12 protein-coding genes and 2 pseudogenes are annotated in these 20007 nt (G+C 66.0%); 11 read left to right on the top strand and 3 right to left on the bottom strand.

Translation table 11 applies throughout. From position 1 onward, the window contains the following. Positions 1 to 607: 607 nt before the first annotated feature. From ASF22_RS23040 to ASF22_RS23035, 3 genes and pseudogenes are all read left to right on the top strand, one after another. On the top strand, positions 608 to 4564 hold the full coding sequence (locus ASF22_RS23040) for a glycosyltransferase (RefSeq protein WP_162239554.1): 3957 nt from the start codon (positions 608 to 610) through the stop codon (positions 4562 to 4564). Between the two features lie 575 nt (positions 4565 to 5139). Then, positions 5140 to 6282, top strand: coding sequence for a GNAT family N-acetyltransferase (locus ASF22_RS12035; protein ID WP_056264528.1), 1143 nt, complete (start codon positions 5140 to 5142; stop codon positions 6280 to 6282). 235 nt (positions 6283 to 6517) lie between these two features. Further along, positions 6518 to 6757, top strand: a pseudogene (locus ASF22_RS23035) (transposase family protein); the annotation flags it as partial. 33 nt (positions 6758 to 6790) lie between these two features. On the opposite strand, the pseudogene ASF22_RS23790 reads toward ASF22_RS23035, so the two are convergent. Both ASF22_RS23790 and ASF22_RS12025 read right to left on the bottom strand, forming a co-directional pair. Next, positions 6791 to 6946: pseudogene (locus tag ASF22_RS23790) on the bottom strand (IS3 family transposase); the annotation flags it as partial. 424 nt (positions 6947 to 7370) lie between these two features. Next, positions 7371 to 8753: an HD-GYP domain-containing protein gene (locus ASF22_RS12025; RefSeq protein WP_056264519.1), complete on the bottom strand. Its 1383-nt coding sequence runs from the start codon at positions 8751 to 8753 to the stop codon at positions 7371 to 7373. A 487-nt stretch (positions 8754 to 9240) separates the two neighbouring features. On the opposite strand from ASF22_RS12025, the gene ASF22_RS12020 reads away from it, so the two are divergent. From ASF22_RS12020 to ASF22_RS12010, 3 genes are all read left to right on the top strand, one after another. Then, positions 9241 to 9843 (top strand): TetR/AcrR family transcriptional regulator, encoded by a 603-nt coding sequence (locus tag ASF22_RS12020; RefSeq protein ID WP_056264562.1) that lies wholly within the window; start codon positions 9241 to 9243, stop codon positions 9841 to 9843. A gap of 177 nt (positions 9844 to 10020) precedes the next feature. After that, positions 10021 to 10704, top strand: a complete 684-nt coding sequence (locus ASF22_RS12015; protein ID WP_056264513.1) for a type 1 glutamine amidotransferase domain-containing protein — start codon at positions 10021 to 10023, stop codon at positions 10702 to 10704. Positions 10705 to 10807: 103 nt separating this feature from the next. Continuing rightward, the gene (locus ASF22_RS12010; protein ID WP_056264511.1) at positions 10808 to 12217 is read left to right on the top strand and encodes an amidase; all 1410 of its coding nucleotides are present in this window, start codon (positions 10808 to 10810) and stop codon (positions 12215 to 12217) included. 495 nt (positions 12218 to 12712) lie between these two features. Here ASF22_RS12010 and ASF22_RS12005 read toward each other — a convergent pair whose 3' ends face one another. Beyond that, positions 12713 to 13234, bottom strand: a complete 522-nt coding sequence (locus ASF22_RS12005) for a MarR family transcriptional regulator (protein WP_082483661.1) — start codon at positions 13232 to 13234, stop codon at positions 12713 to 12715. 138 nt (positions 13235 to 13372) lie between these two features. On the opposite strand from ASF22_RS12005, the gene ASF22_RS12000 reads away from it, so the two are divergent. Genes ASF22_RS12000 through ASF22_RS11980 form a run of 5 tightly spaced genes read left to right on the top strand, consistent with a single transcriptional unit; the run spans position 13373 to position 19997 of the window. Beyond that, complete coding sequence (locus ASF22_RS12000) at positions 13373 to 14647, top strand: amidohydrolase/deacetylase family metallohydrolase (RefSeq protein ID WP_056264507.1); 1275 nt, start codon at positions 13373 to 13375, stop codon at positions 14645 to 14647. 25 nt (positions 14648 to 14672) lie between these two features. Beyond that, the gene (locus ASF22_RS11995) at positions 14673 to 15539 is read left to right on the top strand and encodes an alpha/beta hydrolase (RefSeq protein WP_056264506.1); all 867 of its coding nucleotides are present in this window, start codon (positions 14673 to 14675) and stop codon (positions 15537 to 15539) included. After that, positions 15536 to 17908 carry a xanthine dehydrogenase family protein molybdopterin-binding subunit gene (locus ASF22_RS11990; protein WP_056264505.1) on the top strand — a complete coding sequence of 791 codons (2373 nt, stop codon included), beginning with the start codon at positions 15536 to 15538 and terminating at the stop codon, positions 17906 to 17908. The genes ASF22_RS11995 and ASF22_RS11990 overlap by 4 nt, the downstream gene beginning before the upstream one ends. Further along, positions 17905 to 18780: an FAD binding domain-containing protein gene (locus ASF22_RS11985; protein ID WP_056264502.1), complete on the top strand. Its 876-nt coding sequence runs from the start codon at positions 17905 to 17907 to the stop codon at positions 18778 to 18780. The genes ASF22_RS11990 and ASF22_RS11985 overlap by 4 nt, the downstream gene beginning before the upstream one ends. Beyond that, positions 18777 to 19997 carry a 2Fe-2S iron-sulfur cluster-binding protein gene (locus ASF22_RS11980; protein ID WP_056264499.1) on the top strand — a complete coding sequence of 407 codons (1221 nt, stop codon included), beginning with the start codon at positions 18777 to 18779 and terminating at the stop codon, positions 19995 to 19997. The genes ASF22_RS11985 and ASF22_RS11980 overlap by 4 nt, the downstream gene beginning before the upstream one ends. Positions 19998 to 20007 lie beyond the last annotated feature (10 nt).

Here is a 20007-nt window from a genome sequence, read left to right as displayed (position 1 = left end):
CGATGAGGCATACTATCTCACGCAGAACGCCGACGTTGCCGAGGCCGGTTTGGATCCGGTGGCGCACTACCTGACGGGAGGTTATCGCGAGAATCGTGAACCGTCCGCGTTCTTCGACGGACGTGGCTATAGTGCACGCTACCCCGATGTGGCGGCGGGAGCCATGTCCCCGCTCGTCCATTGGCTTCGTATCGGTCGTACGGAGGGGCGTCATCCACCGATCCACGTCCTACCGAGCCCAGGTCACGACTCCGATTATGCCCTGGCAAACGGAAGTGGGCTGTTCGATCGTGCATACTATCTTTCGCAGAACAAGGATGTTGCCGAAGCCGGTCTCGATCCGGTGGTTCACTACCTCGCTTCCGGTTTTCGAGAGAACCGAGAGCCGTCTGGGTTCTTCGACGGGTGTGGTTACAGCGCCCGCTACCCCGACGTTGGGCTCGCAGACACTGCGCCCCTGATTCATTGGTTGCGCATAGGTTTGGCCGAAGGCCGCGATGCTCCATTCCACAGCGGGATAGCCGAGCCGGAAAGCGGCTCCGATTACTACATCGCGATCCAAAGTGGTTTGTTCGATCGAGCGTACTACTTACGGGAGAATCGAGATGTGGCGGAGGCTGGCCTCGATCCCGTCGCACATTACTTAACTTCAGGCTTTCGCGAGAATCGTGAGCCATCGGGGTACTTCGACGGACGTGGTTACCGCGCGCGCTACCCTGACGTAGGCCTCGCCGATATCGCGCCCCTGATTCACTGGTTGCGTATCGGGCTGGGTGAAGGTCGCGACGCACCGATCCGCGCCCTGACCGACGTCGGAGCCGGGATCGGCTCGGACTATGACGTTGCAGTGCGCAGCGGATTGTTCGACCGGTCCTACTACTTACGCGAAAATCCTGACGTCGCCGCGGCTGGGTTCGATCCGGTGGCACATTACGTCACTTCGGGTTTTCGTGAGGGACGCGAGCCGTCGGAATTCTTCGACGGACGTGGCTACCACGCCCGTTATCCCGATGCTGTGGATACCGCACCCCTGGTGCATTGGGTACGCGTCGGCCTCGTCGAGGGGCGGCGGCCACCATTGCGCGGCGCCCTACCGCCCGGTGCTGGTATCGCCTCCGATTATGAACTCGTCGCCCGAAGCGGCCTGTTCGATGTCGGCTATTATCTGCGCACCTATCCCGACGTCGCCGCCGACGGCATGGATCCCATTGCCCATTACCTCACGAGCGGGCACCTTCAGGAGCGCGAGCCGTCGCTGTTCTTCCACGGCCAAACCTACCTGGAGCGCTACCCCGATGTCCGCGCCAGCGCGATCAACCCCCTCGTGCATTGGTTGCGGACAGGAACCCTGGAGGGACGTGAGGCACCCCTGAACCCCCGCGGGATCGGTCAGCAACTCAGTCTGCGCGACCTGTGCGAGCCCACCCGTTCAGAGGCCACCGCCGGCCTGTCGGACCCGGCCTTTCGCCCCAGCGTGGTGACGCCGGCCTTCAACACCGAGCCTTCCTATCTCCAGGAACTCTTTCAGACCCTGCTCAATCAGAGCTACGTCGGCTGGCGCTGGATCATCGTCGACAACGGATCCGAGCGGCCCGATACGCTGCGAACCCTGCGCCGGATCGCGGCCGCGGATCCCCGCGTCACCGTGGTGTTCGCCGAGCGCAACCTCGGCATTGCCGGCGGCACGAATCGCGCCATCGCCGAGGCCGACGGGACGCATGTGGCGCTGGTCGACCACGACGACCTGCTGCCGCGTACCGTCTTCGAGGCGATCTGGAAGGCGATCGAGGCCGAGCCCGAAGCGGACCTCGTCTACACCGACGAGTGCAAGATCTCTGACACGGGTGAACTCTACGACGTGGTTCTGAAGCCCGGCTGGTCGCCGGTTCTTCTTGAGAACACCATGTATCTCTCTCACCTTTCCGTCTACCGCCGGGACTTTCTCGCGACCGTGGGCGCGTTCCGGCCGGACTTCGACGGCACTCAGGATTACGACTTCGTCCTGCGCGCCTCCCGCCATGTCGAGAAGGCGATCCACGTGCCGGTGATCGGCTACGTCTGGCGCGCGTCGCCGACCTCGACGGCGACGTCGATGACGACGAAATCCTACAGCGTCGGGCGCCAGGAGGCGTCGCTCCTCGAATTCGCCCGGCAGCGCGATCCGGAGGCGTCCGTCTCGCCCGGCTTCGGAGATGGATTCTGGCGCACGCACTACACCCTGCCGGCCGCGGCACCACTTCTGTCCTACGTGATTCCCACGGGGGCGGGGTCCCGGATGGTGCGGGACCGGCGCATCAATCTGATCCTGAACTGCGTCCGGAGCTTCGAGAACACGGAGTTCTATCCGAACCGGGAATACGTGATCGTCCACAACGGCGATCTTTCCGATGAGCAGAACGCGCAACTCGCCGAGACGCCGGGTATTCGCCTGGTGCACTACGAGGACCGCTCCCTCAACATCGCGCGGAAACTCAACATCGGCGTCGCAGCCGCCGAGGGTGAATTCGTTTGCCTGCTGAACGACGACGTCGAGGCCGTGACGGCGCGCGGCGGCGAGGAACTCGTCGCCTTCCTGCTTGCCCATCCGGACGTCGGCATGATCGGCCCCCTTTGCCTGTTCGAGAACGGCACCGTTCAGCACAACGGGGTGATCCTCCTCGAACAGGGGCCCTCACACGCGGGGCTGTTCGTCGCCCCGAGCCATGCCGGCGCCACGGGCAATCTCCTGCAGTGTCGGCGCGAGGTGTTCGGCGTCACCGGGGCCATGGCCATCGTGCGCCGCGCCGATTATCAGGCGCTCGGCGGCTTCGACGAGCGCTTCCCGCTCAACTACAACGACGTCGATTTCTGCTTGCGCCTGCGCGAATCCGGCCGCACCTGCGTCGTCGATCCGGGCGTGCGGGTCTATCATTACGAGAGTGCCTCGAAGACCGGCACCTATCGCTGCGAGAAGGAAGCGCTCTACGCCCGCTGGCCGGGCTTGCGCGACCCGTACTTCAACCCAGGCTTCGACCAGCGCGATCCGACCTACCGTGTGCTGCTTCGGCCCGAGCGGGCCCCCGTCGAGACGGACCCGGCCGCGTTCGAGAATTGGCTTGATCGCCATATCGCCTGGCGCATCCGACATTACCCAACCTCCGGCGCGATCCGGTTCACGCTCTGCGTGCCAGTCTACGACCAGCCGGCCGCCTTCCTGGAGGAAATGCTGCAATCCTGCCTATTGCAGACCTACACCAACCGCGAGATCGTCATCGTCGACGACGGATCGACCCGGCAGGATACCTTGATTTGGCTCGCCAAGGTCGAGGCCGCGGGCCATGCCCGGGTGATCCGGCACGAGGCGAACGCCGGCATCGCCGGCGCCAACCGGACCTGGCTCGCCGCGGCCGAGGGCGAGATCCTCGTACCCCTCGACGCCGACGACTACCTCACCATCGACGCGCTCCAGGTGATGGCGCACTGGATCGAGCGCTTCCCCGAGGCACGGGTGTTCTACTCGGACGAGTTCAAGTCCAATCCCGCCTCCGCCAAGGCGAGCCCGTTCTTCAAACCCGCCTTCGATCCGTTTCTGTCTGCGAACTGCTGCTATCAGACCCATCTCATGGCTTGGCGGCGCGACTTCCTCGTCGAGATCGACGCGTACAGCGATGATCGCGCGACCTGGTGCCACGATTGGGATGCCATCGGCCGGGCCTGGGCCGTCGGGCATGAGCCCGTGCATGTGCCGGAACTGCTCTACGCTTGGCGGATCAATCCCGGGTCGACGGCCTCGGCGGAGACCGGGGACAAGCCTGCAGCGGTGGCCTCACAGAAGTTCGTCCTCGATCGGTTGGTCGAGGCACGCGGGCGGTCGGGCGATGTCGCCGTGCGTTCGAACGAGAGCGGCCAGCACACCGGCATGTGGTCGCTGAGACCACGGCGCACCCTCGACAGCGTCATGAATCTCTGTGTCGAGGAGGCTTGGCGAGACGGCGGGGCTGTGTTGCGGGCCGCTGCGAGCACGGACGCCGAATGGCTGTACCTGCATACCGGGGCGTCGCCCGTTGAGGTCGATCTGCTGGAGCTCTCGGCCCTCGCCCTGTGGGACGAGCGCCTCGACGTCGCCTCGGGTCTGCTCACCGATGCCACGGGAACCCTCATCACGTGGTCCGGGGCGTTCTTTTGCCCGGACGGGACGGTGCTCGACCCAAATCTCGGCCGGACGTTCGACGGCTCCTATCACGGGCAGATCCATACCCAGCGCTGTGTCGACGTTGCCGCACCGACCAACGTCGTCATCCGGATCTCGGCCCTGCAACGGGTCCTCCGCACGAGCGGCGACGCCCTGACCTCCGACGAGCTCATGATTCGTCTCGGACTCGACGCGGTCCACAACGCCCGGTTCGTTGCGGTCACGCCTTACCTACGAACGGTGTGGAAACCGGCACCCGGCCTCATTCTTCCAGTCGACCGGACAGGCCTGTTGGCTGGGCTCGAGGAGCGACTGCTTGCTAGCCGTTGGTACGATTCACGGCTCAGTCCCGAGCGCCCCTATGGGATCGAGCCCGAACGTTGGAGGTGCTGAACATGCGGGCCCACGATCGCGTGCGGCGTTGCGATCAGTCTGCGGTCGGGCGTCTGTCGGTCAGGCCCATCCGATGAATCCATCGCCGCCAGCGTTCCTGCTGTTACGGCAAAACCGTCGATCAGCAGGACGCCTTTTCGCGAGGCGGAGCATCAGTGATCGTCGATGGATATCGGCATTGGGGGGAGCAAAAGTCCGCCGCCTGACGGCTGGCGGCCGCACCTACGAACGCCGGCCCCCTCAGCCCAGCGGCACCGCCTTCGGTATCGGCTACGACGCGCAGGCGAGCGACCGCTGGATCGGCACCGGCAACTCGCTTCTGCGGCGCAATACCTGTCTTCCCGAGGCCGACCCGTTCGATCCGCGCCTCAGTCGCTCGGGGGGCGAGGATTACGACCTGTACGTGCGCCGCGACCGCCCCGGTCGCCGCATGGTCTGGTGCAACTCAGGCTGGTCGGCGCCCTCTGGGCGGTCGCGCGCCTGCGCAACGCTCCCGATACGGGCGCGCGCCGGCTCAAGGTCGCGCAGGTCGCCGGCAAGCTGCTTTGATGGACAATGCCGAAGGGGCATCGCTGATGGACGAGTTGACCCTCCGCATCTATCCGTCGGTGCGCGCCGCTGCCACGGATCTCGAGACGCCCGGCCTGGCGGGCTACGCCTTCGCGCGTCACGCTTGGCTCCAGGCCTGGGCCGATACCTTCGGCGCACAGGCTCACATAGAACCCGCCATCGTCGTAATGGCGGATGCGCGCATCCAAATGGTCCTGCCCCTCGGCATCACTCGGCGGAACGGCTTGCGCACGTTGGAATTTCTCGGTGGGATCGTCACCGACTACAACGCGCCCGCTATCGATCCCGACTTCGCCCGCAGCCTCGACGCCACGGCCGTGCAAGCTCTGTGGCGCCGGATCACTGCCGCCCTGCCGTCCCACGACGTCGTTTGCCTGACACGGATGCCCGTGACCCTGGACCCGCCCGAGGGAGCGGTCGGGGAGCGGGTGCCCAATCCCCTCGCCCTTTTGCCGGGCGTCAACGCTGCCGGGCAAGCGCGAAGCGTGACGTTCCCGGACAGATACGAAGCGCTGACAGGGACCCTGCGCCCGAGATTCTGGGCCGACACGCAGCGCTGTCGCCGCCGACTCGCCGAAGTGGGACCCATTGCCTTCGTCGTCGCCGACGATGACGCCGGCATGCGGGCGCTTATCGTCTCGCTGAAGCGGATGAAGTCGCGGCGATGGCGTGAGACCCACTCCAAGGATTGGTTCGCCGTCCCGGCCTTCTCCGATTTCTACGACGCCATGGCTCGGATCGACCTTCCGGAGGGGCGAATCCACGGGAGTTCGCTCAACGTCTCGGGCACGGCCGTGGCAGCGCATCTCGGCCTCGTCTATCGCAGCCGCTTCTATCTCCTCCTGATCGGATGGGAGGCGGACGGCTGGCGCCGTTTCAGTACCGGACGCCTCATGACCGAGACTCTGCTGCGCCAGGCCTTCGACGACGGCCTGCGGGTTTTCGACTTTACCGTCGGCGAGGAGGCCTACAAGGACGATTGGGCCAACGCCCTGATGCCGCTGGTCCGCTACGACGAGGCCATTACCGCCCGTGGTCGCTTCGCAACGGTCCTGATGACGGCGCGCGACAGATTGCGAGCCCGCGCCACGCAAGTCGCGTGGCTCCGCAGGATCGTGCGCCGGTTGGCGGGTCGGCCGCTCGCATGACCGGCTTCGAGACGATCCGGGATGCGGAGGGTAGACCCTTGATTGGCCGGGGTGTCGCCCTGAGCCAGAGACTGATCTGGCCCGACACCCGGCGGGGGACGACCCTTCCTAAAACCCCGATCTGTCAAACAGCGTTGTGAACATTGACCCTGGATCGGCGTCGAACTTTGGGTCTGACTCACTTTTAGTGCAGGCGAGTTGATGGATCTCGGCTTTCGCCGTCGGAGATCCTGCTATGTCTCGCAGCCTGCATCCCAGTTCCGTATTTCCGCGCGGCCTTGTCATTGATCATGTCGAGGTGGGCACTGGGCTGACCATTACAGCCCGGCCGGTCGACGCCTTGGCCCCGTGCCCAGGCTGCAATCAGCCCTCGTCTCGAATCCATAGCCGCTACGTGCGTACCCTGTCCGACCTACCGGTTGCGGGTAGACGCGTCGTCATCCATGTCCGCGTCCTTCGTTTCCGTTGCATCGGGTCGTGATCCTCCCCCGTTTCGACGGACGTGGGTTTAGCTCGCGTTCCGCTCGGCCTGCTCGGGTGTGATGTAACCGAGGGCCGAGTGAATGTGCTGCCGATTGTAGTAGCCCTCGATGTAGGCGGACAGGTCGCGTCGGGCCTCGTCCCGGGTCGCCCATCGGCGCTGGTGGACGAGCCCGACCTTGAGTTTGATGCTTGTTCGCACCGACCCCAGAAGCAGGGGGCAGCAGCGGTGTTCGAATGGAGCAGGTGCGGCGTCAAAGCCTCACGACCAGAAGGCGAAAACTCAGGTTGCATAAAATGCGACCGAAATTCCTATCAGCATATACCGTCCCGCACTGCATCTTCGAGGAACCGAGTTGCAGGCGACTGTTTCAACGGTTCACGCCTCCCAAATTCTTCCGTCAGGACGCCCAAATCATGCTCCCTCGCATCCTCACCTCGCTGTGTCTGCGTGCTCTGGGTTCAGCCGCCATGGGTCGGGTGGTGCGCACGGGCATCGTTCTATCGGCACACAATGCCTCGCCTCGTCGTGGCAAGGTCATCAATGGTGGAGTTGGTGCTGTGGTCCCAGCCCGGTAACCGAAAAGATCGCCGAGGGGCGGCGCAGCTTATGCCGCTTGAGCGAGATCCCCCTCGATCTCAGCGAGCGCCCGTTCCAAGGCCGCGAAGCACTCCGGGTCGAAGGAAGTGCCGAGGTCGGCCCGCATGATGTCTAGGGCCTTCGGGATGGGCATCGCCTTGCGGTAGGGGCGGTCGGCGGTCAGTGCGTCGAACACATCCGCCACCGAGACGATACGGGTCTCCGGCTCGATCTCATCGGCTACGAGGCCACGCGGATAGCCACGCCCATCGAGGCGTTCGTGGTGTGCGCCGCCGATACGGGCCAGTTCACGGAAGGCGGCGACTCGGGTGAGGATCCCCTCGGAAAGTACGGCGTGGTTGCGCATGTCCCGCCACTCCTCCTCGTCGAGCTTGCCATTCTTATCGAGGATGGAGTTCGAGACGCCGAGCTTTCCAACGTCGTGTAGCAGCGCCGCTCGGCGTAGCCAGCGCCGCCGCTCGGATGTGAAGCCAAGCTCCGCCGCGATCAGGTCAGAGTAAACCGCCACGCGCTCAGAATGCCCAGACGTGAAGGGACTTTTTGTGTCGATAACTTTGGCGAAGGCGCGAGCGATGTCGTCGAGGTAATCCTCGTCCACCACGACGGCGCGCTGCACCGGCTCAAGGGCGGTAACTGCCTCTTCGATGGTCTCGGAAGTCAACATCTCCCAGAAGCCTGGCGTCGCTGCCGCTTGCTCGAAGCAAGCCACCGCATGAGGATCAAACCAGCTGCCACTGCGGTCCCGCGCCTCGGTCAAAGCGGCCTCCCGTCCGACCGCCGTGTGGAAAACGTCGATGACCTGGGCCAAGAGCGCGATGCGGGCATAAATCGGGATCGCCGGCCCCGCTCGCCGATCCGGGCGTCCCTTGCCGTTCCAGTGCTCGTCAAGGGCGTGAATCGCATCGCAGACCGTGGGAGGGAAACGCAGCTGCGCTGCAATCTCGGCACCTCGCTGGCAACGGGTCTGGATCAGATCATCAGCGATCTCGCCGCCGTTCTGAAGGATGTTGAGAACCGCCTTGAAGCGCTCAGCTAGACCGGCCTTGAGGCCCGTATGGGCGAAAACGAAGGCAAGGACCTTCGGAAGACTGTCGGAAACGGTCTTGAAATCACGCTTGAAACTCAGATCATCAGAGAGATACAGTTCGCAGATCCGCGCTGCATTGCTGGAGCAACCAAGATCTTTCATCATAACCGTGTAGTATAGCTCCCAGAGCTGGTGTTCAGGGAGGCCCATCTGTCGACCAATATGCATCCCGATCCAGGTCGCGCGCACGCAGTGCCCAATAGGCTGACCCTCCGTCAGGTCGAGAGCATGGCTCAAGGCCCCGAGCACCTCAGAAAGCCGGACTGTCCTGGCTTCCCCATCGCTGCCTGCGACAACTCCCATCGGTCTCGTTCCACCCTATGCCTCTTGCGGCCCATAATAGTTGCAAAAATTAATGAAAGGGTTGCGCTGTAGGGAGTTTGTCGATCGGTGAGCGACCGATTTTTCGGTCCGGAGAGGAATCTGTGTCGTTGCTTGAACGAAGATGACGGCAATGTCCAATTGAACGCTTTGGCAAGTCGCAATCGGACAGGCTCAAATCCACCTAAACGACATATTTGTCCTATAAGACCGGATATCGGAGATCCGACGGTATTTCCGACATGAACCTCGGGTCCGGTAGCCCGCCCGTTCATGAGCTGAACCGTCCGTTTCCGACCCCATTCGGTCGAAGCAAGCGATGAACGTGCTTCCGAACAGCAGACGCCAGCGGGAAATGTGCGGCGGTGTCGTCCTTAGACCGCGTGCTTCCCAACGTACTCCCCTGCTCCCTCCGACAAAAGTGCAAACGCATCTAGACGACCGGTCTAATGTGTTCTATCTCAACGTCATGGCACGCGTCACCGCACATACCGACACCCGCCAGGGGATCCTCGATACCGCCTACGGCCTTGTCGGCGCGAAGGGGTTCTCTGGGGTCGGACTCAACGAAATTCTGACTTTGTCTGGCGTGCCGAAAGGTTCGTTCTACCACTACTTCGGCTCCAAGGAGGCTTTTGGCGAGGCCCTCCTGGCGGACTACTTCGAAACCTATCTCGCCGACCTCGATACGACACTTGCCGAGCCAGGACTGAGGCATGCCGAGCGCCTGATGAACTACTGGCGCAAATGGCAGGCCACGCAGGGCAGTATCGACTACCAGCGCAAGTGCCTCGCGGTGAAGCTTGCGGCGGAGGTCTCGGACCTGTCCGAACCGATGCGCCTCGCCCTCAAGGGCGGCACGGCCGCGATCATCGATCGGCTGTCGCGGTCCATCGCGGCGGGCGTGGCGGAGGGCTCTCTCACGATCGAGAGCGAGCCGCATACGACCGCCGAGGACCTGTACCATGTCTGGCTCGGTGCGAGCCTGATGGCCAAGATCGTCCGGACCGACGCACCGTTCGAGGCCGCCTTTGGAACGACCCGGCGCATCCTCGGCTTCGGGTCAACTTGATACATCGCGTTCCAACTTTGCCCTGAACAACCTCTTCGTCACGCCAATATACAAGACGACCGGTCTACTTAGAATAAAGTCGACCACCTTCCCTGGGACGGTGCCCCGCGGACCCATCGAACTGCCCGATACGCGAAGATTTCTTCTCAACCCCAGCAAACGACCCGGAGAACGACGATGAAGATCCTGATGGTGCTGACCTCGCATGACCGGCTCGGCGACACCGGCCGGAAGACCGGCTTCTGGCTGGAAGAGCTCGCGGCCCCCTACTACGTGTTCAAGGATGCCGGTGCGGAGGTGGTCCTGGTGTCACCCGAGGGCGGCCGCCCGCCGCTCGATCCGAAGAGCGCCGAGCCGAGCTTCCAGACCGACACGACGCGTCGCTTCGAAGCCGACGCGGCGGCCATGGCGGTGCTGGCCGAGACGGGCCGGCTCGATGCTGTTGGCCACGAGGGCTTCGACGCCGTATTCTATCCCGGCGGGCACGGGCCGCTTTGGGACCTCGCCGAGGACCCGGCCTCGATCAGGCTGATCGAGACGACGCTCACCGCCGGCAAGCCCCTCGCTCTGGTCTGTCACGCCCCCGGCGTCCTGCGCCATGCCAAGGCAGCCGGCGGGAAGTCCCTCGTCGCAGGCCGAAACGTCACCGGCTTCACGAACACCGAAGAGGAGGCCGTCGGCCTCACCCAGGTGGTTCCGTTCCTGGTCGAGGACGAGCTCAAGCGGAACGGAGGCCTCTACGCCAAGGGAGCCGACTGGGGACCCTTCGTCGTGACGGATGGCCTGCTCATCACCGGCCAGAACCCGGCCTCCTCCGGCCCCGCCGCCGAGCGTCTCGTCGCCCACCTCGCGAACCGCTGAGGACGCGGGCGCCCTTCGGGGGCGCCCACCCACCACCCATGCTCGTCGCACGGCCGAGCCAGGGCGATCCGCCCGCATCGGCGACCTCGAAGGATCCCAGCCCATGACCACCGACATCATTTTCTCGGACGCGACCCGGCTCGCCGAATTAATCCGTACCCGGCAGGTCTCGCCGGTCGAGGTCGTGCAGGCGCACCTCGATCGCATCGCGGCGGTCGACCCCAAGGTCAACGCCATCGTCACCGTCAACGAAGGTGCGCTGAAGGCCGCGAAGGAAGCCGAAGCCGCGATCATGGCCGGCGAGGAGCTCGGTCCCCTGCACGGCGTACCTTTCACTGTGAAGGACTCCATAGACACCGCTGGCGTGATGACACAGCGCGGTTCGCCTATCTTCAAGGGTCGCACACCCGACGACGACGCGACCAGCGTGGCTCGCATGAAGAAGGCCGGTGGCATCCTGCTCGCCAAGACGAACCTACCGGAGTTCTCCTACTGGATCGAGAGCGACAACCTGCTCTCCGGCCGCTCGAACAACCCCTGGGACCTTGAGCGCACTCCGGGTGGGTCGAGCGGCGGCGAGTCGGCAGCCATCGCGGCGGGCATGTCGCCCCTAGGCCTCGGCACCGACCTCGCCATCTCGGTGCGCGGCCCGGCCGCCCAGACTGGCATCGTTTCGCTGAAAGCCACCCACGGGCGTGTGCCAATGACCGGCATCTGGCCGCGGGCCCCCCGCCGCTTCTGGCATGTGGGTCCGATGGCGCGCTCGATCCGCGATCTCGCCCTCGCCTTCTCGCAACTCGCCGGGCCCGATGGCCTGGACGCATTCGCCACGAGCGCGGCCGGCTCGGACGCCGGCATCGGCGGCGCGCCGGACCGCAAGCTCCGCATCGGCTGGATGGTCGGGCCGGGCTTCGGTCCCATCGACACCGAGGTCGCGGCGACCGTCCGGGCGGCGGCGGAGGCGCTCAAGGGCGAGGGGCATCACGTGGAGGAGGTGCGCATCCCGGCGCTGGAGCACGACTTCGCCCTCGACGTGTTCAACAAGCTCCACGTCATGGAGATGAAGCCCGCCTTTCGAGAGGCGATTGCCGGTCGTCCTGAGAGCGAAATCTATAAGATGGCCAGAACCATGCTGTCGCTGCCTGACACTTCAATTGACGATTACATCGCGGCCGAGCAGGCGGCGGAGCGGCTCCGGGACGGCTATGCCGCCTACTTCCGAGATCACGACGTCCTCCTAACCCCGGTGCTACCCATCCCGGCGCATAGGCACGGAATCAGCGAACTCGTCGTCAACGGCGAGACCGTCGACCTGACTTACCTCCAAGGTGCGACGGTACCCTTGAACGTAACGGGCCTGCCAGGCCTGTCGATGCGCTTCGGAACCAGCCGCGAGAGCCTGCCAATCAACGTACAGCTGGTGGGTAGCTGGCAGGCGGAGACCACGATCCTGTACGCCGCATCAGTGCTGGAGGGGGTAAGCCCTGTTCGCGCCTTGCACCCGAGCCTTTGACGAGAGGGAACCTGCCGGGGTGCGCTTCGCGGTCCCCGGCCATGAGCGGACGCCGAGTGGCTGACAGGTAAGCGTAGCGGCCAATCCTCGCTTCCCGAGCAAACGTCCGCTTATTGCATCGTGCTCGCCCAAGCCGGACAGGTCCGAAACCACCTGCCCCGGTCATAAAGCCCACTGACGAGTCCCGACCCCAGGGGCGCCGTTCTGGCAAACGCTGAAGCTGATCGTAAGCGGACATCACTCCTTCTTGTATAGGTACTACGGGAGGGTCCATTAAGTACGTAACATCACGGAGGACCCAATTTCGAGACCCAGCGCGGACGTCATGCCGCTCCTGGAGAGACGGCTCTCGCGTCGCCTTCATTTCTAATTAAGAGCCTGTCTTTTAAATCGTTCTGCACTTTGTTTATCATACGAGATGTTGAATGTAGACTTTTTAGACTAAGGATTCTGCCGTCCTTTCGATGAACAAATTCCGCTACGAATAATACTGAATCAAATTACCACACCATCGCTGCGTTGCCGTTGTTGATGAGCTAAGGTGATTTTTTTCATCAGCCGGATCAGTGTCTCCCGCTCGTCGCCCGCAAGCGGCTCAAGCGTCGCGTCGTGGGCCGCTCGTGCGGCCTCCTCCATGCGCTCAAGCAGGTCGCGTCCCGCCCGGGTCGGGCGGCAGCACTGGGCACGCCGGTCGCTCGGCGACAGTGAGCGTTCGATGAATCCGCGCATCTCCAGGCGTTTGAGGGCGCCCGTCGTCGTCGTCCGGTCCAAGGCGACCGAATTGGCCAAGGTCGTTTGATCGGCTTCACCGCGTTCTGCCAACAGAGAGAGCAGACTATATTGCAGCGGAGTGACGCGGAATGCGCCACAACGCTCGAAAAAAAGGCTCACGTGGATCTGATGCAGCCGTCGCATCAGGAAACCTGGCCGTTCTGGCAAAGGCCAGGTTCGTCCGGTCTCCTGAACGCACTCAGTCGATCGTATCGTCTCAGCCTCGACCAGCCCGATCTTGTCCATCCGCGTCCTGTGCCTCCCCTGGGATCCGCATCCCAACGGCCTCTGGCACATACCATGCTTCGGGCAGATGCGAAGTATGCTTCGCATCTGCCCGTTACGGTGGTGCGCAGGCCGATGCGAAACGCTGGAGGACGCCGAATGGACGAGGGACACTACGACATGCTGCTGCGCGGCGGACGGGTTATCTGCCCGGCTTCTGGCATCGACGGCATCAAGGACGTTGCCATCCGCGATGGGCGCATCGCCGCCGTCGCAGACAGCATCGTTCCGTCCTCTGGCACCGAGGTCGTGAATGTCTCGGGCAAGCTCGTCCTGCCGGGGATGATCGATACGCACGGCCACGTCTACCAGTACGTCACCGGCCGGTTCGGGCTGCCACCCGACATGGTCGGCGTGCGCTCGGGCGTAACCACGGTGATCGACCAGGGTGGCGCCTCCTGCATGACGCTGCCGGGCTTCCGCCACTTCGTCGCAGAGAAGTCCGAGACTAGGATCTACGCCTTCCTCTCGGCCTATCTGGTCGGGGGCCTCGAAGGGCATTTCTACCCGAATCTCTACAGCCCCGACGGAGTCGATATCGACGCGACGGTGAAGTCGGCGGTGGAGAACCGCGACCTCGTGCGCGGCATCAAGGGCCATGCCGAGATCGGCGGCTTCGCCCGCTGGGGCATCCGGGTCATGGAGATGGCGGCCGAGATCAGCCGCCGAGCGGACCTCCCCCTTTACGTGCATTTCGGCCAGCTCTGGGGCCTGCCCGAGAGAGGCGCCAAAGGCGAAGACGCCAACACCATCATGGAGCGGGTGATTCCGTTGCTGCGCCCCGGGGATTACCTCGCGCACCCGTTCACCAGGCACCCAGGCGGCTTCATCAACGAGGAGGGCGTCGTCCACCCAATCATCCGCGCGGCGATGGATGCCGGCCTCCGGGTCGATGTCGGACACGGCAGCCATTTCTCCTATCGGGTCGCCCGCGCGTCGCTGCCGGCGGGCGTCGTGCCTTACACGCTCGGCGCCGACATGCACGGCTACAACACCGAGGTGCCGCGGCCGGCGGGCACGCCCGATGAGCATCACGACGACGAAAACCATCCCTTCCTCGGACAGGCCCGCTTCAGCCTGACCCAGGCGATGAGCTCGATGATGGCGCTCGGCCTCAGCCTCGAAGAGGTCGTGCCCATGGTGACGAAGCATCCGGCCGAGATGCTGGGCCTGTCAGACCGGATCGGCGCCCTGAAACCGGGCTTTTCCGCCGACGTCTCGGTGCTGCACGACCATCGAGGCCGCTTCCTGCTTCGCGACAACGAGGACACGCAGGTCATCGCCCAGCGCCTGCTGCAGCCGGCGTTCTGCCTGCGCGCCGGCAAGCGCTTCGACGCCGACTCGCCGATCTTGCCCAGCGCAATCGCGGCCTGACCCGAGCCGACAAGGAGACGCCTGCATGGGTGCCGATTCATCCCCGTTGCTTCCCGATCCCCGCAGCGACTGGGCGCGCCTCGACCGGGCGGCGCGCGACGCCGCCTACGACAACAACGCGGCGGTGCCCGATGCCGCCGCCCAGGCGGCCCTTCGCAACACGGCCTCCGCCGCCTACCGCGCCGCGTATCCGAGAGCGCTCGACATTCCCTATGCGCCGGCCCCGCGCACGGCCTTCGACCTCTACCCGGCCGCCGACCCGGCCGCACCCTGTCTCGTCTTCATCCACGGCGGCTACTGGCAGCGCAATTCCCGAGAGCTGTTCGCCTGCTTCGCAGAAGGCACCGCCGCCGCCGGCTGGTCCGTGGCGATGCCGGGCCACACCCTCGCGCCCGAGGCAAGCCTGACCCGGATCGTCGATGAGATCGGCCTCGCCCTCGACTGGCTGGCCGCGCACGGGCCGGCGCACGGCATCGCCGGTCCCCTGGTGCTCGCCGGCTGGTCGGCGGGGGCGCATCTCGCGGCGATGCAGCTGCACCACCCGGCTGTGGTGGCAGGGCTCGCCATTTCAGGCGTCTACGAACTTGGGCCGATCCGCGACACCGGATTGAACGAGGCCCTCTCGCTCACGGATGCGCAGGTTGCCGAACTCTCTCCGCTGCGCCTGCCGGTGGTCGGGAAGCCCCTGGCTATCGCGTACGGCACGGCCGAACGCCCGGCCCTCGTCCACGACGCGCGCGCCTTCCACGCCCTGCGCAGCGCCCACCATGCGCCAGGGCCGCTGCTCCCCGTGGCGCGGGCCGAGCATTTTTCCATTCTGAACGAACTGCGTCGTCCCGGCGGCACATTGGTGCGCGCCGCCCTCGATCTTATTCAGGGGAAACAGGCATGAGCGGCGCGAACGGGCTCACCGAGGGCGTCGGCGCACGCCTGCCCCGCAAGGAGGACGATCGCCTGATGCGGGGTCGCGGACAGTATGTCGGTGACCTGCGCATGCCTGGCCTACAGGACGTCGCCTTCGTGCGCAGCCCCCTGGCTCACGCCCGTATCCGGGCGATCCACGTTCCGGAGGCGTATCGCGACCGGGTGTTCACTGCGGCCGATCTCGATGGCGTTCTCCCCATCCGGGCGGTCTCGGGGCTCGCCGGCTTCAAGGTTTCCGAACAGCCGGTCCTGGCCAAGGAGAAGGTGCGTCAGGTCGGCGAATTGCTGGCGATCTGCCTCGCGCCCACCCGCGCCGAGGCCGAGGACATTGCCGCCGCCATCATACTCGATCTTGAGGAACTGCCGGCGGTGCACGACATGCTCGCCGCCCGTGCGCCGGATTCCGCCCTGGTCCACGAGCATTGGGGCGACAACGTCTTCCTGGAAACCCTGGTCGACGTGAACTTCGCCTCGGCGCTGGATGCCCCGCTCAAGGTCTCGCGGACCATCTCGACGGGTCGCCAGTGCATGGCGCCCATCGAGGGGCGGGGAACGGTGGTCCATCTCGATCACCGCATGGACCAACTCGTCGTCCACACGGCGAGCCAGATGCCGCACATCGTGCGCAACGGCCTTTCCGAATGTCTCGGGATCGAGCAGGGGCGCCTGCGCATCGTCTCGCCCGACGTCGGCGGTGGCTTCGGCTACAAGGCCATCCTGCTCGCCGAGGACGTCTGCCTCGCCTGGCTGGCGCTCCGCGTCGGCCATCCCGTGCGCTGGCTGGAAGACCGGCGCGAGCACCTCACGGCCAACGCCAATTGCCGTGAGCACCATTACCGCATCACGGCCTACGCGGAACGGGACGGCACCCTCCGGGGGATCGATTGCGAAGCCACCGTCGATTCCGGCGCCTACTCGGCCTACCCGTTCTCCGCCTGCCTGGAGGCCGCGCAGGTGGCGAGCATCCTGCCCGGACCTTACGATTTCCCGGCCTATCGCTGCCGGACATGGTCGGTCGCCACCAACAAGTGCCCGATCCTGCCCTATCGCGGGGTCGCCCGGACCGGTGTGTGCTTCGCCATGGAGTTAGTCCTCGACGCCGTGGCGGCCGAGGCCGGGATCGAACCCTGGACGGTGCGCGAAAAGAACCTTGTGCGTGCCGACCAGATGCCGTTCGACAACATCACGGCCAAGCATTTCGACAGCGGCGACTATCCCCAGGCGCTCGCCCGCGCACTGAAGGCCATCGATGTCGACGCTGTGCGCGAGCGCCAGCAAGCCGGCGAGGCGGACGGGCGTCGCATCGGGCTCGGCCTGTCGATCTACTGTGAGCAGGCGGCGCACGGCACCTCGGTCTATTCCGGCTGGGGCATCCCCATGGTGCCGGGCCACGAGCAGGCCGGCGCCCGCCTCACCCCCGATGGCGGACTCGAGTTGCGCATCGGCGCCCATTCGCACGGGCAGGGCCTGGAGACGACCCTGGCACAAGTCGCGCACGAGATCCTCGGCGTGCCGGTGGCGCGCACGCGGGTCGTTCACGGCGACACCGCGATGACGCCCTATTCCACCGGCTCCTGGGGTTCGCGCGTCATGGTGATGGCGGGTGGCGCTGTGGCGGCGGCCTGTCGCGAACTCGCCGAACGGGCGCTCCGCATCGGCGCGCACCTGCTCCAGGCCGACCCGGGGGCCTGCCGCTTCGAGGCGGGCCGCGTCGTCGGCCCCTCGGGTGATGTCGGCCTCGCGCAGATCGCCCACACCTGGTACCGGCGCCCGCAGGATCTGAGCTTTGACGTCGATGCCGGCGGGCTCGAAGTCACCGCCGGCTACAAGCCGCAACGTGATTCCGGTACCTTCTCCTACGCGGCCCATGCGGCGCTCGTCGCGGTGGATCCCGATCTCGGTGCGGTGGAGATCCTCGATTACGTCATCGTCGAGGATGGCGGCACCCTGGTAAATCCGCTGGTTGTCGACGGCCAGATCTACGGCGGTCTCGCGCAGGGGATCGGCACGGCCCTCTACGAGGAAATGCACTTCGATTCCCGGGGCCAGCCCCTTGCCTCGACCTTCGCCGACTACCTCCTGCCGGGGCCGGCGGAGGTGCCCGAACCCCGTATCGACCACATGGCGACACCCTCGCCCTACACGCAATTCGGCGTCAAGGGCATCGGCGAGGGCGGAGCCATCGCGCCTCCGGCTGCCTTGGCCAACGCCATCAACGACGCCCTGCGCCCCTTCGGCGTCGCCATGCTGCATTCGCCGGTGAGCCAGCATCGGATCGTCGAGGCCGTGCTGGAGGCCCGCGCGGCCGCCACCGCCCGCACCCGGGAGGCCGCATGAAACCCGCCCGCTTCGCCTATGAGCGCCCCGGCGATCTGCCCGCCCTGCTCGCCCGCCTCGCCACCGCCGAAAGCGGCGTGAAGTTGATGGCCGGGGGGCAATCCCTCGGACCAATGTTGAACCTGCGCCTCGTCGAGCCGGACCTCGTTCTCGACATCACGGCCATCCCGGAGCTCCGCCGCGCCTCGGTCGAGGGCGAAACCCTGGTCCTTGGAGCCTGCGTCACCCACGCCGACATCGAGGACGGGCGCGTCCCCGACCTCACGGGCGGCGCCATGGCGCGGGTGGCGATGGCCATCGCCTACCGGCCGGTGCGCAACCGCGGCACTATCGGCGGCTCCCTGGTCCATGCCGATCCGGCCGCCGACTGGGTCACGTCGCTCATCGCGCTTGGCGCCGAGGTCGAGCTGGCCTCGACATCCGGACGCCGCCGCCTGGCCCTGGAGACCTTCGTCACCGGCGCCCTCGACGTGGCTCTGGCGCCCGGCGAGATGCTGGTATCGGTCCGGATTCCCGCGCTGACCCCTGGCACCGCCTGGGGCTACGTCAAGCACTGCTCCAAGATCGGTGAGTTCGCCCACGCAATAGGGGCCGTTCGGATCGAGCCAGGCGCGGGGCGAGGCCGCGTGGTGATCGGTGCCGTCGAGCGCGCGCCCCTCCTGGTCCCGGAGCCACGCGACTTGTTCGGCGGCCGGATCGGCCCCGATTTTGGCGAGTGCTTCGATGCCTGGGCGGCCGATGCGCTGATGCGCCATGCCGGGATGTCCGATGCGGTGGCGCGCCACGTCCACGTGACCGTGCTGGCGCGGGCCGTCGCACAGGCGGCCTCCGCGCCACCCTCCCTCACACGCACAGTCAGTGAGGCCGCATGACCACCGCATCGGCTCCGTTCCACGACGACCGCCTGTCTCTTCAATTCACCGTCAACGGCCGGACCCGAAGCCTGCGGGCCGAGCCGCGCACGCATCTCGGCGATGTCCTGCGCGACGCCCTTGATCTGACCGGGACACATCTCGGTTGCGAGCACGGGGTCTGTGGGGCCTGCACGGTGCTGCTCGACGGCGAACCGGCCCGATCCTGCCTCACCATCGCGGGGGCCTGCGCGGGCGCGGACGTCACCACCATCGAAGGGCTCGACGACGATCCGGTCGCGGGCGAGTTGCGGGTGGCGTTCAATCGCGAGCACGCCCTGCAGTGCGGTTATTGCACGCCTGGCATGCTCATCGCCGCACGCGACCTCGTCCTGCGCCTGCCGGACGCTGACGAGCGCCGCATCCGCGCCGGCCTCTCGGGCAATCTCTGCCGCTGCACCGGCTATGTCGGCATCGTCCGGGCGGTACGCAGCGTCATCGCCGAGCGTCGCGCCCGCGGCATCGCGCCGACGACCGGCGGGCAGCGCGGTCTCGGGCCCGTCGGGGCACGCCTCGGCACGTCGTCCGGCCCTGCGGAGGTGGCACCCACGTCCCCGCGGCCCGTCGCTCGGGCGGCCGCAGCGCCGCCGTTCGCCGATCTCGACGCCGCCTTTGTCCCGGCGCACCGGTTCGACCAGGCCTTCAGCGTGGCGCACCCGCCCGAGTCCGTCTTCGCCCTGTTCGGTGATGTGGAGGCCGTGGCTGCCTGCCTGCCCGGAGCGGTGCTGACGAATCATCCGGCCCCGGATCTCGTCGAGGGAGCCCTCCAGGTGCGGATCGGGCCGATCTCGGCGCGCTTTGGCGGCCGCGCGCGGATTACGCGGGACGAACCGACCCGCACGGGACGCATCCTCGGCGCGGGCAGCGACGCGGGCGGGCGCTCCGCCACCCAAGGCGAAATCCGCTACCGCGTCGGATCGGGCGAGGCTCCCGGTACGGCCCGGATCGATCTCGCTGTCGGCTACACCCTCAAGGGGCCGCTGGCGCAGTTCGGGCGGCCCGGCCTCGTGCGCGACCTCGCCGAGCGCCTCGGGGCGGACTTCGCCGCGAACCTTGAAGCCCGGCTTTCAGGTGACCCCGCCCCGGTCCCAGCGGGCATCAACCCCCTACGCCTGCTCCTCACGATGCTGACGGCCTCCCTACGCCGGCGCCTCGCCGTGTGGGGCCGCCGTTCCTGACCATCGCTCC

Source organism: Methylobacterium sp. Leaf87 (assembly GCF_001422775.1).
GTDB lineage: Bacteria > Pseudomonadota > Alphaproteobacteria > Rhizobiales > Beijerinckiaceae > Methylobacterium.
This window is presented reverse-complemented; position numbering and strand designations above follow the sequence as displayed.